General features: G+C 68.8%; 18 protein-coding genes. 17 read left to right on the top strand and 1 reads right to left on the bottom strand.

Annotated features, from left to right (window positions below):
* Positions 1-84 precede the first annotated feature (84 nt).
* From ftsW to EAO79_RS14490, 15 genes are all read left to right on the top strand, one after another.
* Entirely contained in the window at positions 85-1278 is a 1194-nt protein-coding gene (gene ftsW, locus EAO79_RS14560; protein WP_241160895.1) for a putative lipid II flippase FtsW, read from the top strand.
* Positions 1275-2372, top strand: coding sequence for a glycosyltransferase (locus tag EAO79_RS14555; RefSeq protein WP_124769400.1), 1098 nt, complete (start codon positions 1275-1277; stop codon positions 2370-2372). The genes ftsW and EAO79_RS14555 overlap by 4 nt, the downstream gene beginning before the upstream one ends.
* Before the next feature lie 27 nt (positions 2373-2399).
* On the top strand, positions 2400-3812 hold the full coding sequence (gene murC, locus EAO79_RS14550; protein ID WP_124769399.1) for a UDP-N-acetylmuramate--L-alanine ligase: 1413 nt from the start codon (positions 2400-2402) through the stop codon (positions 3810-3812).
* Between the two features lie 10 nt (positions 3813-3822).
* Positions 3823-4923, top strand: a complete 1101-nt coding sequence (locus tag EAO79_RS14545; protein ID WP_164486950.1) for an FtsQ-type POTRA domain-containing protein — start codon at positions 3823-3825, stop codon at positions 4921-4923.
* A 159-nt stretch (positions 4924-5082) separates the two neighbouring features.
* On the top strand, positions 5083-6339 hold the full coding sequence (ftsZ, locus tag EAO79_RS14540; protein WP_079706013.1) for a cell division protein FtsZ: 1257 nt from the start codon (positions 5083-5085) through the stop codon (positions 6337-6339).
* Between the two features lie 56 nt (positions 6340-6395).
* The gene (locus tag EAO79_RS14535; RefSeq protein WP_241160894.1) at positions 6396-7052 is read left to right on the top strand and encodes a YggS family pyridoxal phosphate-dependent enzyme; all 657 of its coding nucleotides are present in this window, start codon (positions 6396-6398) and stop codon (positions 7050-7052) included.
* A 44-nt stretch (positions 7053-7096) separates the two neighbouring features.
* The gene (locus EAO79_RS14530) at positions 7097-7612 is read left to right on the top strand and encodes a cell division protein SepF (protein WP_079706012.1); all 516 of its coding nucleotides are present in this window, start codon (positions 7097-7099) and stop codon (positions 7610-7612) included.
* Positions 7613-7619: 7 nt separating this feature from the next.
* Positions 7620-7916 (top strand): YggT family protein, encoded by a 297-nt coding sequence (locus EAO79_RS14525; protein WP_064296991.1) that lies wholly within the window; start codon positions 7620-7622, stop codon positions 7914-7916.
* A gap of 174 nt (positions 7917-8090) precedes the next feature.
* A complete protein-coding gene (locus EAO79_RS14520) occupies positions 8091-8732 on the top strand; it encodes a DivIVA domain-containing protein (protein ID WP_079706011.1) in 642 nt (213 codons plus the stop codon).
* Complete coding sequence (lspA, locus tag EAO79_RS14515; protein WP_124769397.1) at positions 8692-9372, top strand: signal peptidase II; 681 nt, start codon at positions 8692-8694, stop codon at positions 9370-9372. The genes EAO79_RS14520 and lspA overlap by 41 nt, the downstream gene beginning before the upstream one ends.
* Positions 9369-10325: an RluA family pseudouridine synthase gene (locus tag EAO79_RS14510; RefSeq protein ID WP_124769396.1), complete on the top strand. Its 957-nt coding sequence runs from the start codon at positions 9369-9371 to the stop codon at positions 10323-10325. Before lspA ends, EAO79_RS14510 begins: the two co-directional genes overlap by 4 nt.
* Before the next feature lie 158 nt (positions 10326-10483).
* The gene (gene dnaE, locus EAO79_RS14505; protein ID WP_194718966.1) at positions 10484-13948 is read left to right on the top strand and encodes a DNA polymerase III subunit alpha; all 3465 of its coding nucleotides are present in this window, start codon (positions 10484-10486) and stop codon (positions 13946-13948) included.
* A 61-nt stretch (positions 13949-14009) separates the two neighbouring features.
* Entirely contained in the window at positions 14010-15380 is a 1371-nt protein-coding gene (gene hisD, locus EAO79_RS14500) for a histidinol dehydrogenase (protein ID WP_124769395.1), read from the top strand.
* A complete protein-coding gene (gene nrdR, locus EAO79_RS14495; protein ID WP_064296987.1) occupies positions 15380-15862 on the top strand; it encodes a transcriptional regulator NrdR in 483 nt (160 codons plus the stop codon). Before hisD ends, nrdR begins: the two co-directional genes overlap by 1 nt.
* Positions 15863-15865: 3 nt before the next feature.
* Positions 15866-16903, top strand: a complete 1038-nt coding sequence (locus EAO79_RS14490) for a quinone-dependent dihydroorotate dehydrogenase (RefSeq protein WP_124769394.1) — start codon at positions 15866-15868, stop codon at positions 16901-16903.
* Between the two features lie 69 nt (positions 16904-16972).
* Here EAO79_RS14490 and EAO79_RS14485 read toward each other — a convergent pair whose 3' ends face one another.
* Positions 16973-17572 carry a DUF3043 domain-containing protein gene (locus EAO79_RS14485; RefSeq protein WP_064296985.1) on the bottom strand — a complete coding sequence of 200 codons (600 nt, stop codon included), beginning with the start codon at positions 17570-17572 and terminating at the stop codon, positions 16973-16975.
* 43 nt (positions 17573-17615) lie between these two features.
* Between EAO79_RS14485 and EAO79_RS14480 the strand changes: the two genes are divergently transcribed.
* Both EAO79_RS14480 and erpA read left to right on the top strand, forming a co-directional pair.
* Positions 17616-19061 carry a dipeptidase gene (locus EAO79_RS14480; RefSeq protein WP_124769393.1) on the top strand — a complete coding sequence of 482 codons (1446 nt, stop codon included), beginning with the start codon at positions 17616-17618 and terminating at the stop codon, positions 19059-19061.
* A gap of 106 nt (positions 19062-19167) precedes the next feature.
* Entirely contained in the window at positions 19168-19533 is a 366-nt protein-coding gene (gene erpA / locus EAO79_RS14475) for an iron-sulfur cluster insertion protein ErpA (protein WP_064296983.1), read from the top strand.
* Positions 19534-19665: the final 132 nt, after the last annotated feature.

Below are 19665 nucleotides of genomic sequence, written 5' to 3'. Positions count from 1 at the left end.
CGCCGCGTGCGGTCGTCGTCGTCCCGGATGACGACGGTCGCCTCAGGCAGTGGGACACCCGACGCACCGACGTCGCCGAGAGGCATGTCGAGTGCGCGGATCTCGCTGGGCAAGGTGCTGCGTCCGGAGTCGAAGAACTACTTCCTCCTGCTGGGTGTCACCCTGTTCCTCGTCGGGCTCGGGCTCGTCATGGTGCTGTCCTCATCCTCCGTCGAGTCTTACGAGGCCGGCGACGGGTACTTCGGGCTGTTCTGGCGCCAGGCGACGTTCGCGATGATCGGTGTTCCGCTCATGCTCATCGTGAGCCGCTTTCCGGCACGGTTCTGGAAGAAGTGGGCGTGGGTGTTCCTCCTGGTCGCCATGGGCCTGCAACTGCTCGTCTTCACACCGCTCGGCTACGAGATCGGTGGCAACCGCAACTGGATCGAGATCGGCGGCTTCACCGCGCAGCCCTCGGAAGCGGTCAAGCTCGCACTGGTCGTGTGGCTCGGGCTCGTGCTGACGATCAAGCAACCGCGTCTCCTCGAGTGGAAGCACGCCCTGATCCCGGTCATCCCCTTCGCCGGTCTCTCCATCGGCCTCGTCCTGCTCGGTGGCGACCTCGGTACCGTCGTGATCATGGCCCTGATCGTGTTCTCGGCGCTGTACTTCGCCGGGGTGCGGCTGCGCTACATCGCGATCCCGGTGGTCGCGGGGGCCGTGCTGTTCCTCATCATGGCCGTCACGAGCGCCAACCGCATGCAGCGCATCATGGCGTTCTTCGGCGACGGCAAGGGGGACTACGAGAACGCCGACTGGCAGTCGACCCACGGCACATGGGCGCTGGCGAACGGCGGCCTCTGGGGCGTCGGCCTCGGCAACTCGCGCGCGAAGTACGGGTGGCTACCGGCGATCTCGAACGACTTCATCTTCGCGGCGATCGGCGAGGAGCTGGGCCTCATCGGCGCCGTCCTCGTCCTCGGGCTGTTCGTCTTCCTCGCGGTCATGTTCATCCGGGTGATCCGCACCAGCGACGACTCCTTCGTGAGGATCACCACCGGCGCCGTCATGGCCTGGATCATCGGCCAGGCGCTCGTGAACATCGGCGTCGTCCTCGGAGTCCTGCCGGTGCTCGGCGTGCCGTTACCGCTGCTGTCCTCGGGCGGCACGGCGCTGCTCACCACCCTCGTCGCGATCGGGATCGTCCTGTCCTTCGCCCGGGAGCGGGGGCGCCCCGCGTCCCAGCAGTCCCGTCGGACACCCGCTCGACGTCCCCAATCCTCCGGAGCCACCCGATGACCACCTACCTCCTCGCCGGCGGCGGCACCGCCGGCCATGTCAATCCGCTGTTGGCGGTGGCCGACGGACTCCGCGCCAGAGACCCCGAAGCGACGATCCTCGTCGTCGGTACGGCGGAGGGCCTCGAGGCGCGACTCGTCCCGGAACGCGGCTACGAATTGCTCACGATCCCCAAACTGCCCTTCCCCCGCCGGCCGAACGTCGACGCGCTCCGCTTCCCCGGTCGCCTCCGTCGGACGGTCGCAGCCGTTGTCGCGATGATCCGGGAGCACCGGGTGGACGTCGTGATCGGTTTCGGCGGCTACGCGGCCGCACCGGCGTACACGGCTGCCAGGCGCGCCGGTGTCCCGCTGGTCATCCACGAGGCGAACGCTCGTCCGGGCCTCGCGAACCGGCTCGGCGCGAGGTACACGCCCTACGTCGGTGTCGCCTTCCACCACACGCCCATCCGCAACGCACGCTTCGTCGGCATGCCGCTGCGTCGCGAGATCGAGGAGCTGGACCGCGAGACGCTCCGGCCGGCGGCCCTCGCCGAGTTCGGCCTCGTGTCGGACCGACCGCTACTGCTCGTCACCGGCGGTTCGCTCGGTGCGAGACGGATCAACGCGACGATGAGCCAGAGTGCCGAAGACGTCGTCGCGGCCGGCTGGCAGGTGCTCCACATCACGGGTGCGAAGAGCGAGATCTCGGATCCCGGTGTCGACCATTACCACCTCCTCGAGTACTGCTCCAGAATGGAGCTCGCCATCGCCGCAGCCGACTTCGCGGTGTCGCGTGCCGGCAGCGCCACGGTCAGCGAGCTGTGCGCGGTCGGGCTCCCCGCCGTCTACGTGCCCTACCCGGTCGGCAACGGTGAGCAGCGATTCAACGCCGCCGACGTCGTGCGTGCCGGGGGAGCGGTTATGGTAGATGACGCGCAGTTCGTGCCGGCCTGGGTGCGTGAGCACCTCGTCCCGTTGCTGAGCGATCGGCACCGGGTCGACGACCTGGCCGCCCAATCCAAGAGCGTCGGTGTCTCCGACGGCACGGCTCGCGTCATCGCCCTCATCGATGAGGCGCTCCAACCATCGGTGCAGCGCGTGCGCGGCCGGTGATCCAGTCTTCCCAGAAAGCGTGACACCGTGATCAAGCCAGACCCCACCGTCGAGATCCCCGCCGACCTCGGCGTCGTGCACTTCGTCGGCATCGGCGGCAGCGGGATGAGCGGCATCGCACGGTTGTTCGTGAGCGCCGGATCGCGCGTGACCGGCTCGGACGTGCGCGAGTCGAAGAACATCGACGCCCTGCGCGAGCTCGGCGTCCCCGTCGCCATCGGCCACGATGCACAGAACGTCGGCGACGCGGACACCCTTGTCGTGACCGGGGCGCTGTGGGCGGACAATCCCGAGTACCTGCTCGCGAAGGAACGGGGCCTGACGATCCTGCACCGGTCGCAGGCGCTCGCGTGGCTGACCTCCGGGACGCGACTCATCTCCGTCGCGGGGGCCCACGGGAAGACGACGTCGACCGGCATGATCATCACGGCGCTGCTGGAACTCGGTGCCGATCCCAGCTTCGTCAACGGTGGCGTGATCGAGTCCCTCGGGCTGAGCTCGGCCCGCGGCGCCGGAGAACTGTTCGTCGTCGAGGCGGACGAGTCCGACGGTTCGTTCCTGCTCTACGACACGGCCGTCGCGCTCATCACGAACATCGACCCCGACCACTTGGACCACTACGGCTCGCTCGAAGCGTTCGAGCAGGCGTTCGTGACCTTCGCCCAGCAGGCTCGCGAGCTCGTCGTCATCTCCTCGGACGACGCCGGCGCGGTCCGGATCACCCCGGCGCTCCGCGCGGCCGCCGACGGCAAGCGCGTGCTGACCTTCGGAGAGGCCGCCGACGCGGACGTCCGACTGCACGACGTCGGCTCCACCGGGCCGGTCTCGTTCCATCTCAGCTACGAGGGCACCAGCTACGCGGCTACCCTCCGCGTGCCCGGGCGCCACAACGCCATCAACGCCGCCGGTGCCTTCGCCGTCCTCGTCGGTGTCGGGTTCGACCCGGCGGACGCGCTCCGAGGCATCAGCGCCTTCGGCGGAACGCAGCGTCGATTCGAGCTGCACGGGGTCGTCGACGGTGTCAGTGTCTACGACGACTACGCGCACCACCCCACCGAGGTCGCCGCCGCTCTCGCCGCCGCGCGCACGGTGGTCGGCGACGGACGCATCATCGCGGTCCACCAGCCGCACCTGTACAGCCGGACCCGCCTGTTCGCCCAGGAGTTCGCCGACGCCCTCGAACGGTACGCCGACCACACGGTCGTGCTCGAGGTCTACGGCGCGCGCGAGGACCCCGAGCCCGGTGTGACCGGTGCCACGGTGTCGACCCGGTTCTCCGACGCGGACCGCGTCGCGTACATCGACGACTGGCAGCGCGCCGCGGACTACACGGCGACGGTCGTGCGACCCGGTGACTTCGTCATCACGCTCGGATGCGGCGACGTCTATCGCATCGTGCCGCAGCTCCTCGAGGCCATCGCCGGTCGCGAGTCCGTCTGATGGGCGTCCGGTGAAGCGCCCGGACGGCTTCGACCCCGCGGCCGGTCCGCGCCCCGAGCGCCAGGCGCGACCGTCGGCGTCCGCGCCGGTCGACCGCGCCGCCGCGCCTGCTGAGCCCGTCACAGAGCAGGAGACGGACGTCATCGAGCTGGACGCCGCGCGGCTCCGGCCGAAGCGGTCGGGTGCCGGCGCACCGTCCCAGCCGTCGGGCTCGAGGTCCAAGTCGAAGTCGAAGTTGGCGTCAGCCTCATCGACGCCGGCACCATCGTCGAAGGTCGGTGCGAAACCGGCGGCGACGTCCTCCGCCTCGGCGACGGCGACCCTGGAGCGCCCGGACGAACCGGAGGATGAGGCGTTCCTCACCCCGCGTGAGGCCGCCAAGCTGCGACGTCGTCACGAACGCCAGGAGATCCGTCGGTTCACGGCCCGCAAGCGGGGTCGCCACCGTCCTTGGGTGATCGCGGCCGCGATCCTCGCCGTCCTGATCGTCGTCTCGCTCGCCGGAGCCTATTCGCCGCTGCTGGCCGTCCGGTCCATCGAGGTCGTCGGTGCGAGCCGGGTCAACCAGGCCGAGATCACCGAGGCGCTCGGCGACCAGCTGGGTCGCCCACTCGCGCTGGTCGATGCGGGCGCCGTCAAGGCGGTGCTCGTCGGATACCCGCTCATCGCGAGCTACTCCCTCGAATCCCAGCCCCCGAGCACGCTCGTCGTGCGGATCGTCGAACGCGAGCCGGTGGGCGTGCTGCAATCAGGATCGGTGTACACCCTCGTCGACGCCGCCGGGGTCACCATCGAGCGCAGCGACCAACCGATCGCCGGGTATCCCACGCTCATGGTCACCGGCGGCCCGACCTCGAAGGGCTTCGTCGCCGCGGCGGCGGTGATCCGCGCGCTCCCGGCCGATCTCCGCGCCCGCGTGGCGTCCGTCTCGGCGTCGACCGCGGACGACGTCACCCTCACGCTCGTGGACTCGCCCGCCGAAGTCGTGTGGGGGAGTGCGGAGGACTCGGTCCTGAAAGCGCGGATCCTCGCGACCACGATGGCGGCCACCGACCCGTCCCAGGTGAACCAGTACGACGTGTCGTCGCCCTCCGCCGCGATCGTTCGCTGAGGAAGCGCGCCGGGATATTCCCGTCGATGTGCCGACACGCCCGGAAGCGTCCCGACACGGTCGGGGCTGGGCCCTAACGTCGTGCTCAGGACAGAAAATGCATACGCAGCATAACTTTAAACCTTAACTAGAGGTTGAGAGTTCTCACGGAGGCCTGAAGTGACTACAAACCAGAACTACCTCGCCGTCATCAAGGTCGTCGGTATCGGCGGCGGCGGCGTGAACGCGGTCAACCGCATGATCGAGCTCGGCCTCCGAGGCGTGGAATTCATCGCCATCAACACGGACGCGCAGGCGCTGCTGATGAGCGATGCCGACGTCAAGCTCGACGTCGGCCGCGAGATCACCCGCGGCCTCGGCGCCGGCGCCGACCCCGAGGTCGGACGCCGTGCGGCGGAGGATCACGCCGAGGAGATCGAAGAGGCCATCGCCGGCGCCGACATGGTGTTCGTCACCGCCGGTGAGGGTGGCGGTACCGGAACCGGTGGCGCACCCGTCGTGGCACGGATCGCGAAGTCGATCGGTGCGCTGACCATCGGTGTCGTCACGAAGCCCTTCGGCTTCGAGGGTCGTCGCCGTCAGGCCCAGGCCGAGCTCGGCGTCGCCCGCCTGAAGGAGGAGGTCGACACGCTCATCGTCGTGCCGAACGACCGCCTGCTGGAGATCAGCGACCGCGGCATCAGCATGCTCGAGGCCTTCGCGACCGCCGACCAGGTGCTCCTCGCCGGCGTCCAGGGCATCACCGACCTCATCACCACCCCCGGTCTCATCAACCTCGACTTCGCCGACGTCAAGTCGGTCATGCAGGGAGCCGGCTCCGCCCTGATGGGTATCGGCTCCTCGCGTGGCGCGGATCGTGCCATCAAGGCGGCCGAACTCGCCGTCGCCTCACCGCTCCTCGAAGCGAGCATCGAGGGCGCCCACGGTGTCCTGCTGTCCATCCAGGGTGGCTCGAACCTCGGCATCTTCGAGATCAACGACGCCGCCAAGCTCGTCCAGGAGGCCGTGCACCCCGAGGCGAATATCATCTTCGGTGCGGTCGTCGACGACACCCTCGGCGACGAGGTGCGCGTGACGGTCATCGCCGCCGGATTCGACGGCGGTGAGCCCCTCACCAGGACGGCGGCCTCGCCGGCCGACGCGGTCATCTCGGGCGGCGTGATGAGCACCTCGGACGAGGCACCCAGTGCTCCCATCAGCACCTCGGCCAACACGGCCTCCGAGTCGTCCGAGCACCGCTCGGCGCCCGCTGCGGCGCCGGTCGCCTCCGGCGGCGACTGGGGCTCCAGGCAGAACGCGTCCTCGCCCTTCTCCGGCGCGACGCACCGCCAGCCTGAAGCGGTCGTCGAGACCGCCGTCGTCGACCCCTCGTTCGACGACGAGGGCGAGCTGGACATCCCCGACTTCCTGAAGTAGTGGGCGGCGACACGATCACCCCGGCCGGGTCGGGCTCTTCGGAGCCCGATCCGGCGTTGGTCGATCGCCTCGCCGCGATCCGCGGTCGCGTCGCAGACGCCGCCCGTGCGGCCGGTCGCACCCACGAGCCGACGCTCATCGTCGTGACGAAGTTCCACCCGGTCGCACTCGTGCAGCAGCTCGCGGCCGCGGGGGTCACCGACGTGGGGGAGAACCGACACCCGGAGGCCCGCGACAAGGCCGAGGCGGCCGCCGGACTCGGGTTGCGGTGGCACTTCATCGGCCAGTTGCAGACGAACAAGGCCAAGCAGGTGCGCCGATACGTCGACGCCGTGCACTCGGTGGACCGGCCCGAACTCCTGCGCGCGCTGTCATCACCAGACCGCCTCATCGAGGTGTTCCTCCAGGTGAACCTGACCGACGACCCGGGTCGAGGCGGTGTGGTCGGCGACGAGGCGCTGGAAGCGCTCGCCACGGAGACGCTCGAAGCCGAAGGCGTCCTCCTGCGAGGCGTGATGGCCGTCGCGCCGCTCGACGAGCCACCGGCCGCCGCGTTCGCGCGGGTCGTCGCGGCGTCCGCGCGGGTGCGATCCCTCGCTCCGCAGGCCGACGGCCTGTCGATCGGGATGAGCCACGACTACGTCGAGGCGATCGAAGCGGGCGCGACACACCTACGCATCGGCACGGCAATCACCGGGAATCGTCCGGTGTGACGTTAATCTCGAAGGTGCAAGGACCGCAGATCACGGAGGAAACGATGTCGAACCCACTGAAGAAGACCATGGTGTACCTCGGGCTCGCCGACGATGATCTCGAGTACGAGCAGCAGCACGCTGCCCAGGCCGAGCCCACGCAGCAGTCCGAGCCTCGCCGGGCAGAACGTCCCGAGCGCGCAGAGCGTGTCGAGCGCGTCGAGAAGGCCGCTCCCGTGACCCCGCTGCGCAAGCCGGTCCCGGTCCGCCAGCCGGTCGCCCCGAGCTCCGACCTCAACGAGATCCTCACGGTGCACCCCAAGCAGTACCGCGACGCTCAGATCATCGCCGAGAGCTTCCGCGACGGTGTCCCGGTCATCATCAACCTCTCCCAGATGAGCGACGGCGACGCCCGACGCCTCATCGACTTCGCCAGTGGCCTCTCGCAGGGCCTCTACGGGAAGATCGAGCGAGTGACGAGCAAGGTCTTCCTGCTCTCGCCCGAGCACGTCGCCGTTTCCGGCGACAACGGGCAGGGCGCACCGGAAGCGACCGAGGCGACCTTCTTCGCTCAGTCATAATCGAGGGGTGGCTTCTCTCATCTCCGTGATCGGCACGATCCTCTATCTCGCGCTGCTCCTGTACTTCTTCGTCCTCTGGGCGCGGTTCATCCTCGACCTGGCTCGGGTACTCCGACCGCAGTGGCGACCGTCGGGCGTCGGCCTGGTCCTCGCCGAGCTCAGTTTCACGGTCACCGACCCGCCGATCCGGTTCTTCCGCCGTGTCCTGCCGCGCGTCGCGGTCGGTCCCGTCGCGCTCGACTTCGGTTGGACGCTCACGATGCTGTGTTGCATCATCGCGATGACGCTCGTCCAGCTCCTGTAGCCGCCGACGCCGGTGCCCGCGCAGAGTTCACCCCGATTGTGCGGCTACGATAGAACGCCCGTCACCTGACGGGAAGCTCCGACGCTGACAACATGTCTCACCCACTGGGTCAGACTTTGCTAGCGTGGGGGCGTTGTACACAGATTTTCGATTCGACAGTGAAGGTGGTTCGCTATGGCGCTCACTCCCGAAGACGTGGTCCAGAAGCGGTTTCAGCAGACCAAGTTCCGCGAAGGCTACGACCAGGACGAGGTGGACGACTTCCTCGACGAGGTCGTCGTCGAACTGCGTCGCCTCATCCAGGAGAAGGACGAGGTCCAGCAGAAGCTGACCGCGGCCGAGGCCAAGGTCGCCGAGCTGCAGAAGGGCGGCTCCTCCGCTCCCGCCGCGCTCGCCAAGGCTGAGCCCGCTCCCGCACCGGCTCCGGTCGTCGCACCCGCAGCGGCTCCTGCCGCCGAGTCGACCGACAACACGGCCGAGAGCTCCAACAACCTCCTGCAGCTGGCCCGCCGCCTGCACGACGAGCACGTCGCAGAGGGCGCTCAGCGTCGCGACGCACTCATCGCCGAAGGTCACGCGACCGCGGCACGTGTCGTCGCCGAGGCCGAGGCCAAGCAGCGCGCACAGATGCAGATCCTCGAGCAGGAGCGCTCCGTGCTGGAGCACAAGATCGACGAGCTGCGCAACTTCGAGCGCGAGTACCGCTCGCAGCTCCGCGGCTACATCGAGGGTCAGCTGAAGGACCTCGACGCCTCGTCGTCGAGCTCCGCACCCGATGCGAAGTCCGGCGTCACCGCCGACAGCGCAGCGGTCTAGCGCAGACACCCGGTTGTCTCCCGCATCACCGTCGAAGGCCAGCGCCAGGACTCTTGCAGTCCTGGCGCTGGTTGCCGTCGTGGCCTATTCGGCCGATCAGTTCACGAAGTTCCTCGTCACCACCAACCTGACGGTCGGTGAGTCCGTCCCCGTCTTCGGACAGGCGCTGGTCCTGTACTTCGTCAAGAATTCGGGCGCCGCCTTCTCGCTGGGTGCCGGCTACACCTGGATCTTCTCGATCCTCGCCGCGGTGGTCGTCGTCGTCATCGTCTGGTTCGCGCGCCGCATCCGTTCGCGCGCCTGGGCGATCGTCTTCGGCCTGCTCCTCGGAGGCGTGCTCGGCAACCTGACCGACCGCCTCTTCCGAGAGCCGTCCTTCGGCCTCGGCCACGTCGTCGACTTCATTTCGACGCCCTGGATGCTCCCCGCGATCTACAACGTGGCCGACATCTGCATCGTGGTCAGCATGGCGCTGTTCATCCTCCTGACGCTCTTCGGTGTCAACCTCGACGGCACGCGCACGACGCGAGCCAGTGAACGGGCCGCCCAGGACGCGGAGGACCGCGAGGCTGAAGCCGACGCGGCCGTCCTCGATCCTGCGGAGCCTGGCGACGCGAGCCCGGACGCAGGTCGTCCGTGAACGAGTCCCGCAGCCTGTACGTCCCCGACGGACTCGACGGCGAGCGCGTCGACGCCGGACTCGCCAAGCTCCTGGGCTTCTCGCGCAGCTACGCAGCCGAGGTGGCCTTGGCCGGCGGCGTTACCATGAACGGGAAGTCGGTCGACAAGTCCGATCGCCTGCTCGGCGGCGCTTGGCTCGAGATCGAATGGACGCCTCGACGGGAGGCCGTGATCGTCCCGATCGCCGTCCCCGACCTCGGCATCGTCCACGACGACGACGAGATCGTCGTCGTCGACAAGCCTGCGGGCGTCGCGGCGCATCCCTCGGTCGGTTGGGAGGGACCGACGGTGCTCGGCGCCCTCGCGGCGGCGGGCTTCCGCATCTCGACCTCGGGAGCCGCCGAGCGCGCGGGCATCGTCCATCGGCTGGACGCCGGGACGAGCGGCCTCATGGTCGTCGCGAAGACCGAGCGGGCCTACACCTGGCTCAAGCGGGCCTTCCACGACCGCGAGGTCGAGAAGATCTACCGCGCTGTGGTGCAGGGGCATCCCGATCCACTCGCCGGCACCATCGACGGACCGATCGGCCGCCATCCGCGTCACGACTGGCGGTTCGCCGTGACCGCCGACGGCAAGCCCTCGATCACGCACTACGAGACGCTCGAGGCGTTCCCGTACGCCTCGCTGCTCGAGGTGCACCTGGAGACCGGCCGCACCCACCAGATCCGCGTGCACATGGCGGCCCAGCGGCACCCCTGCGTCGGCGACGCGATGTACGGGGCCGACGCGGCGCTGTCGGCGCGGTTGGGACTCACCCGCCAGTGGCTCCACGCCACGAAGCTGGGGTTCGCCCACCCGGCCACGGGCGAGTTCGTTCGGTTCGAGGCTGCCTACCCGGCCGACCTCCAGCACGCGCTGTCCGTGCTCGAGCTCGACTGGGCCGACGCCCGCCGATCCCGTCGGTGTCCCTGACGGCATCGCCGGAGCCGACCGTCGGCGGTGACGGTTAGGCTGGATCACAGACCACCTCGGCGTCCGCGCCGAACCCCACAGCACGATCCCCGGAGGCGCCGTCCGTGCCCACGTCCACCGATTCGTTCGTCCATCTGCACGTCCACAGCGAGTACTCGATGCTCGACGGAGCAGCCCGCGTGAAGCCGCTCATCCAGGCCGCGGTCGAGCAGGGGATGCCCGCCGTCGCCGTGACCGACCACGGCAACATGTTCGGCGCCTTCGACTTCTGGCGCACGGCGACCGATGCCGGTATCAAGCCGATCATCGGCACCGAGGCGTACATCACCCCGGGGACCGCGCGCGGCGACCGGACGAGGATCAAGTGGGGCGACGGCGGGGGAGACGACGTCTCCGGCGCCGGCGCCTACACCCACATGACCTTGCTCTCGGAGACCACCGAGGGGATGCATAACCTCTTCCGGCTCTCGTCGAAGGCGTCGATCGAGGGGTACTACTTCAAGCCACGCATGGACCGCGAGATCCTGAGCCAGTACAGCGCCGGCCTCATCGCGACGACCGGCTGCCCGAGCGGCGAGGTGCAGACGAGACTCCGTCTCGGTCAATACGACGAGGCGGTCAAGGCCGCGGCGGACTTCCGCGACATCTTCGGCGCGGAGAACTACTTCTGCGAGATCATGGACCACGGGCTCGGGATCGAGCGCAGGATCATGGCCGACCTCATCAGGCTGTCCAAAGACCTCGGTCTCCCGCTCCTCGCGACGAACGACCTCCACTACACGCACGCCGCGGACGCCAAAGCCCACGCCGCCCTCCTCTGCGTGCAGTCCGGCTCCACCCTCAACGACCCGAACCGGTTCAAGTTCGACGCGGACGAGTTCTACCTGAAGTCCGCGGACGAGATGCGCCGACTGTTCCGCGAGTACCCCGAGGCGTGCGACAACACCCTCGCGATCGCGGAGCGGTGCGACGTCGCCTTCGACACCTCGGCCAACTACATGCCGCGGTTCCCCGTGCCGGAGGGCGAGAACGAGGAGAGCTGGTTCATCAAGGAGGTCGAGACCGGGCTGAACCTGCGGTACCCGAACGGGATCCCAGCCGACGTCCGGGAACGGGCGAACTACGAGACGCGCGTCATCGTGCAGATGGGTTTCCCCGGGTACTTCCTCGTCGTCGCCGACTTCATCCAGTGGTCGAAGCGCAACGGCATCCGCGTCGGTCCCGGTCGTGGTTCCGGTGCGGGCTCCATGGCCGCGTACGCTATGCAGATCACCGACCTCGACCCGCTCCGCCACGGGCTCATCTTCGAGCGGTTCCTCAACCCCGACCGCGTGTCGATGCCCGACTTCGACGTCGACTTCGACGACCGCCGCCGCGGCGAGGTCATCAAGTACGTCACCGAGAAGTACGGCGACGAGCGCGTCGCGCAGATCGTCACCTACGGCACCATCAAGGCCAAGCAGGCGCTCAAGGACTCGTCGCGCGTCCTCGGCTTCCCGTTCGGCATGGGCGACAAACTGACGAAGGCCATGCCGCCGGCGGTCATGGGCAAGGACATCCCGCTCGAGGGCATCCTCGACACCAAGCACCCGCGGTACAAGGAGGCGGTCGACCTCCGTGGCATCCTCGACACCGACCCGGAAGCGCGGACCGTCTTCGAGACCGCGCTCGGCATCGAGAACCTGAAGCGCCAGTGGGGTGTCCACGCGGCCGGCGTGATCATGTCGAGCGACCCGCTCATCGACATCATCCCGATCATGAAGCGCGAGCAGGACGGCCAGATCGTCACGCAGTTCGACTACCCGGCGTGCGAGTCCCTCGGATTGATCAAGATGGACTTCCTCGGGTTGCGCAACCTGACGATCATCAACGACGCCCTCGACAACATCAAGAGCAACCGCGACATCGAACTCGTCCTCGAAGACCTCGAACTCGACGACCGCGGTGCGTACGAACTCCTGTCCCGAGGCGACACCCTCGGGGTGTTCCAGCTCGACGGCGGACCGATGCGCGCGCTGCTGCGCCTCATGAAACCCGACAACTTCGAGGACATCTCGGCGCTGATCGCGCTGTACCGGCCAGGGCCGATGGGCGCGAACTCGCACACGAACTACGCGCTGCGGAAGAACGGCCTCCAGGAGATCACCCCGATCCACCCGCAGCTCGAGGAGCCGCTCTCCGAGATCCTGTCGACGAGCTACGGCCTCATCATCTACCAGGAGCAGGTGATGGCGATCGCGCAGAAGGTCGCCGGCTTCTCCCTCGGGCAGGCCGACATCCTCCGTCGTGCGATGGGCAAGAAGAAGAAGTCCGAACTGGACAAGCAGTTCGAGGGCTTCTCCGGCGGCATGGTCGCGAACGGCTTCTCGATGGAGGCCGTCAACAAGCTGTGGGAGATCCTCCTCCCGTTCTCGGACTACGCGTTCAACAAAGCGCACTCCGCCGCCTACGGGGTCATCTCCTACTGGACGGCGTACCTCAAGGCGCACTACCCGGCCGAGTACATGGCCGGTCTGCTGACGAGTGTCGGCGACTCCAAGGACAAGATGGCGCTCTACCTCAACGAGTGCCGCCGAATGGGGATCCAGGTCCTGCCGCCCGACGTCAACGAGTCCATCGGGTTCTTCGCCGCAGTCGGGGAGGACATCCGGTTCGGTCTGGGTGCCGTCCGCAACGTCGGATCGAACGTCGTGGAACTCATCCGGCAGGCACGCGAGCGCGAGGGCAGGTTCACCTCCTTCCACGACTTCCTCCGCAAGGTGCCGCTGCCGGTGGCGAACAAGCGGACCATCGAGTCGCTCATCAAGGCCGGCGCGTTCGACTCCATGGGCGACAGCAGACGTGCGCTCTACGAGATCCACGAGGACGCCGTCGACTCGGTCGTGAAGGACAAGCGTGCCGAGGCGTCCGGGAGCATCGGCTTCGACTTCGACAGCCTGTTCGCCGAGGTCGGCGAAGTGCCGCTCGCGAGCGTCCCCGCGCGTCCTGACTGGAGCAAGCGCGACAAACTCAACTTCGAACGGGAGATGCTGGGGCTGTACGTCTCGGACCACCCGCTGGCCGGACTCGAGATCGAGTTGGCGAAGCACGCCACGACGACCATCACCGACCTCATGACCTCCGAGGGCATGGACGGCGAGACCGTCGTGATCTCGGGGCTCGTCACGAGTGTCCAGCACCGGATCGCCAAGGCCTCCGGCAACCAGTACGGCATGATCCAGGTCGAGGACTTCGGCGGCGAGATGACCGCCATGTTCATGGGCAAGGCGTACCAGGAGTTCGCATCCGAACTCGTCGGCGACTCGATCGTGGTGGTTCGCGGACGGGTCAGTGTCCGAGACGACGGGATGAACCTCCACGCGTACAGCATCTTCTCGCCCGAACTGCCCGAGGCCGGTGCCGATCGCATGCTCCAGCTGTCGATGGCGGACGCCCGGGCGACGACCGAGACGGTGACCACGCTCAGCGATGTGTTGACGCGGCACGCTGGGTCGACCGAGGTCCGATTGAAGCTCATCCGAGGCGAGATCGCGCGGGTGTTCGAGCTGCCCCATCGCGTCAGTCTCTCGTCCGGACTCTTCGGCGAGCTGAAGTCCCTGCTCGGCCCGAACTGTCTCGGCTGACCCCGCTCGGGCGCGGGCGGCAGCCGGGACGGACCGCTGCGGACGATAGGCTGTGACGGCCATGATCACCACCATTGACCTCAGGGGAGTGCGGCCGAGCCGCACCGAGCTCCTGGACATGCTGCCCCGTCCCGTCGTCGACATCACCGCGGCAGCGCACGCCGCTCAGGCGTTGATCGACGACGTCCGAGCGGACGGTTCCGAGGCGCTCTCAGCGCAGGCAGACCGGTTCGACGGGGGACGCCCTGAGCGGATCCGCGTCCCACAGGCCGAGATCGACGCCGCCGTCACGGCACTCGAGCCGGCCGTGCGCGCCGCGCTCGTGGAGGCCATCGACCGGGTCCGGACCGCCACGAGAGCGCAGGTCCCGCCGGAGCGTACGACCGAACTCGGCGACGGCGCGACCGTCGTGCAGCGCTGGGCCCCGGTCGGTCGCGTCGGCCTCTACGTCCCGGGCGGGAAGGCCGTCTACCCCTCGAGTGTCGTCATGAACGTCGTGCCGGCCCAGGAGGCCGGCGTCGGTTCCGTGGCGCTCGCTTCGCCCCCGCAGCGCGAGTTCGGCGGCCGCGTCCACCCGACGATCCTCGGCGCCGCCGGGCTGCTCGGGGTGACCGAGGTCTACGCCATGGGCGGCGCCGGAGCGATCGGTGCGTTCGCCTACGGAGTACCAGACCTCGCCCTCGACCCGGTCGACGTCGTGACCGGCCCGGGCAACATCTTCGTGGCGGCCGCCAAGCGCCTCGTGAAGGGGCAGGTGGGGATCGACGCCGAAGCCGGGACCACCGAGATCCTGGTCATCGCGGACGCCGGGGCCGATGCCCGGCTCGTCGCAGCCGACCTCGTCAGCCAGGCGGAACACGACGAGGCGGCGGCATCGCTGCTCGTCACCGACAGTGCGGCGCTCGCCACCGCGGTGGAGGAGTGGCTGCAGCGGTACGCCGCAGGCACACGTCATGGAGCGCGCGTCGTCGAGGCCCTGGGCGGGCCGCAGTCGGCGATCGTGCTCGTCGACGACCTCGAGGCGGCCGTGGCGTTCAGCAACGCGTACGGGCCCGAGCACCTCGAGGTGCAGACCCGCGACCCGGAGTCGCTCCTCGGCGCCATCACCAACGCCGGCGCGATCTTCCTCGGCGACCACACCCCGGTGAGCCTCGGAGACTACCTGGCCGGGTCGAACCACGTCCTCCCGACGGGCGGTCAGGCACGATTCTCCTCGGGCCTCGGAGCGTTCACCTTCCTCCGGCCGCAGCAGGTCGTCCGGTACGACGAACCGGCGCTCCGTCAGGTCTCGGCCCACATCGTCGCTCTCTCAGGCTCGGAGGACCTGCCGGCGCACGGCGAGGCGGTGTCGGCCCGCTTCGGGCCCGTCGATGCCGAGATCCGTGCGGCGGACGACACCACCGCCCCCACCGCCCCCGAGGGAGCCCGCTGATGTACTGCCCGTTCTGCCGCCACCCGGATTCCCGTGTGATCGACTCGCGCACCAGCGACGACGGACTCGCCATCCGCCGACGCCGGCAGTGCCCCGAGTGCGGGAGGCGCTTCAGCACCATGGAGACCTCGAGTCTCGGCGTGATCAAACGTTCCGGCGTGGTGGAGCCCTTCAGCCGGGAGAAGGTCGTGAGCGGTGTCCGCAAGGCCTGCCAGGGCCGCCCGGTGACGGACTCCGACCTCGCCGTCCTGGCTCAGCGGGTGGAGGAGTCCATCCGCGCCACCGGCGCGTCGCAGATCGACGCGAACGACATCGGTCTGGCGATCCTCGCGCCGTTGCGTGAGTTGGACGAGGTCGCGTACCTCCGCTTCGCCAGTGTCTACCAGGCCTTCGAATCGCTCGACGACTTCGAGTCCGCGATCGCGCTGCTCCGCGTCGAGCACGCTTCCGGTGCCGCCCCCGTGCCGTCCGAGGAGCTCTGAGCCGTGTACCGCTTCCTCTTCGCCCAGGTGCTGTCCAAGCTCGATCCCGAACGCGCACACCACCTGGCCTTCGACGTCATCCGTTCGCTTCCCGCCACCGGCCTCGGCCCCGTCATCAGACGCTGGACGGCACCGCGACTCGACCAGTCGGTGGAGACGCTGGGGCTGCGGTTCGAGACCCCGTTCGGTGTCGCCGCCGGCTTCGACAAGGACGGCAAGGGCGTCCTCGGCCTCGGACTCCTCGGGTTCGGCCATGTCGAGGTGGGCACGATCACGGCGATTCCGCAGCCGGGCAATCCCAAGCCCCGATTGTTCCGACTCATCGCCGATCGGGCGGTCGTCAACCGCATGGGCTTCAACAACGGGGGAGCCGACCAGGCCAGGCGTCGGCTCGAACGGACCGCGCGGGTGAGCCACCGACCCGTCCTCGGCGTGAACATCGGCAAGAGCCGTGTCGTGGACGTCGCCGACGCCACGGCCGACTACGTCCGGAGCGCGACGCTCCTCTCGCCCGTGGCCGACTACCTCGTCGTCAACGTCAGCTCGCCGAACACCCCGGGGCTCCGCGGCCTCCAGGAGCTCGACCAGCTCGCGCCGCTGCTCGAAGCCGTCCGTGCGGCCGCCGGATCCACGCCGTTGCTCGTCAAGATCGCGCCCGACCTCAGCGATGCGGAGGTCGACCGCATCGCAGAGCTGGTCGTGGAACTCGGCCTGGACGGTGTCATCGCGACGAACACGACCATCTCTCGCGACGGCCTGGCCACCGATCCCGCCGTCGTCGAGGCGGCCGGAGCCGGTGGGCTGTCCGGTGCGCCGCTTGCGGCTCGCTCGCTCGACGTCCTGCGGCGCATCCGGGCGATCGTGCCCCCGGAGCTGTGCGTCATCTCGGTCGGAGGCGTCGACACTGCCGAAGACGTGCAGGAACGCTTGGACGCAGGAGCCACGCTGGTGCAGGGCTACACGGCGTTCCTCTACCGTGGGCCGCTCTGGGCGCGGCACATCAACCGCGGGCTCGACCGACTGGCCCGAACCGGCCGCTGAGCATCGTCACACGCCGTCGACGACGAACGCCCGCCGGTCTGGGACCGGCGGGCGTTCGGTTTCGTGGGACTACTTGTTGGGGAACTGGCCGCGCTTGACCTGCGGCTTCGGCAGACGGAGCGGGCGCAGCTGCAGCGCGCGCATGGCGGCGTACCAGCGCACGCCACGCTCGTCCTGCCCGAACTTCGCCCGCAGCGCTTTCCGGACGCGGAAGCCGAGGAAGAAGCAGTCGGCGATCGCGATGATGAAGAACACCCAGAGGGTGAGCATGCCGTAGACCTGGATCTCGGGCACCGGCATGAAGGTGAGGATGATCACGAGGAACATCACCGGGATCATGAACTCGCCGATGTTGAACCGGGCGTCGACGTAGTCGCGGACGAACTTCTTCTGCGGGCCGCGCTCGCGTGCCGGGAGGAACTTGTCGTCGCCGGCGGCCATGCCGGCCTGCGCCCGCCGCCGTGCCTCGGCCTGCTGCGCCTTCGCCGCCTTCGAGGCCTCCTTGCGGTCGGAGGGGACGAGTGGACGCTTGTTCTGCGCCTCGCGTTCCGCCCGGGACGGGGTCGGTCGACCCTTCGCCTCCTTGGCGCCGCGGGCGAGGCGCTCAGCCGTCTGCGCTGCGGTCTCGACGATCGGCTCTGATGCCGGGGTGCTCTGCTGTTTGGCCACGATGGAACGTCCTTGATTCGGGGATTCCCTTAAGATTACTCGCATGACGACAGGTACCACGACGGAATCGACCCAAGACCCACGCAACGACCAGGAAGTCCTCGATCGACTGCGCGAATCCGTCGCCGGTGCGTTGCCGTCGTCGATCGCCGATCTGTCGGCGCTCGTCCGCATCCCCTCGGTGTCGTGGTCGGCGTTCGACGCGGCCGAGGTGGCGCGGAGTGCCGAGGCGGTCGCGGAGCTCGCCCGCGGTCTCGGCGTCTTCGACGAGGTCTCGGTGCGCCGGTCCGCCATCGACGGCGGAGCGGAGCTCGGACAGCCCGCCGTGCTGGCCCGCCGCGAACCACGGAACGGCCGACCGACCGTGCTGCTCTACGCGCACCACGACGTCCAGCCCCCCGGAAGCGACGACAAGTGGGACTCGCCGCCGTTCGAGCCGACCGTCCGCGACGGCCGTATCTACGGACGGGGCGCGGCTGACGACAAGGCCGGCGTCATGTCCCACATCGCCGCGATCCGAGCCGTCACCGAGGTCCTCGGCTCCGACCTCGACCTCGGTATCGTGCTGTTCATCGAGGGGGAGGAGGAGTTCGGCTCGCGGTCCTTCGGCTCCTTCCTGGAGGAGCACCGCGACACCCTCGCGGCGGACGTGATCGTCGTCGCCGACAGCGACAACTGGGACGAGCGGACGCCGGCGCTGACGATCGGTCTGCGCGGCAACGTCACCTTCCGGCTGCGTGTGAAGACCCTCGACCACGCCTCCCACTCCGGGATGCTCGGTGGAGCGGTGCCGGACGCGATGCTGGCCACGGTCACCCTGCTCGCGACCCTGTGGGACGCCGACGGTTCGGTGGCGGTCGACGGACTCACCTCGCACGACGCCGTGACCCCGGAGTTCGACGAGGCGCAGCTCCGCGCCGAGTCAGGTCTGTCCGAGGGGGTCTCGCCCATCGGACGCGGCTCCATCCTCAGCCGGATCTGGTCGCAGCCCGCGATCACCGTCACGGGCATCGACGCACCGTCGGTGGCCAACGCCTCGAACACGCTCATCCCGGAGGTGTCGGTGCGCATCAGTGCGCGGATCGCCCCCGGGCAGGATCCGGCCGAGGCCTACCGTGCACTCGAGGCCCACCTCCTCGCCAACAGCCCGTTCGGCGCGCAGCTGACGATCGACGAGGTCGACCAGGGGAGCCCGTTCCTCGTGGACACGAGTGGTTGGGCCGTCGCGGAGGCGAAGCGCGCCATGGCCGACGCCTGGGAGGTCGAGCCGGTCGAGACGGGTGTCGGCGGATCGATCCCGTTCATCGCCGACCTCGTCCGGGTCTTCCCGGACGCCCAGATCCTCGTCACCGGTGTCGAAGACCCGCACTCGCGCGCCCACAGCCCGAACGAGTCGCTGCACCTCGGCGTCTTCCAGAAGGCGATCCTCACGGAGGCGGTGCTCCTCGCCCGCCTGGCGGCCACACCCCGCCCGTCCTCCGACGCGTAGTCGGCGCCGGACGCGCCGCCGGAACCACGGGGTGCGTCCGGCGCGTCAGGCGGTAGAATCTCACACAGGCGTCGACCCGGCGCCGCCAGACCTCGCGAGGAGCATCATGAGCGACACCATCCTGACCGAGACCAAGATCGACGCGGCTCACGGCGTCGGCCTGTCCGACACGGCGGCGCAGAAGGTTAAGAGCCTCCTCGAGCAGGAGGGTCGCGACGACCTCCGTCTCCGCGTGGCCGTCCAGCCGGGTGGATGCTCGGGCCTCATCTACCAGCTGTACTTCGACGAGCGCATGCTCGACGGCGACGCCACGGTCGACTTCGACGGCGTCGAGGTCATCGTCGACAAGATGAGCGTCCCCTACCTCGACGGCGCCAAGATCGACTTCGAGGACACCATCCAGAAGCAGGGGTTCACCATCGACAACCCCAACGCCGAGGGCAGCTGTGCCTGCGGCGACAGCTTCCACTGAGCCAGATTCTTCCTGAAGGGGAAATTACCCGGTCCCGGGTGGTTTCCCCTTCGTCATTCCGGTCACGATCCCGCACCGCGGACGCGAATGGTCCGGCGTTCACCGCCCATCCCCACTAGACTGGGGGGCGAT

The organism is Plantibacter sp. PA-3-X8 (genome assembly GCF_003856975.1).
GTDB lineage: Bacteria > Actinomycetota > Actinomycetes > Actinomycetales > Microbacteriaceae > Plantibacter > Plantibacter auratus.
This window is presented reverse-complemented; position numbering and strand designations above follow the sequence as displayed.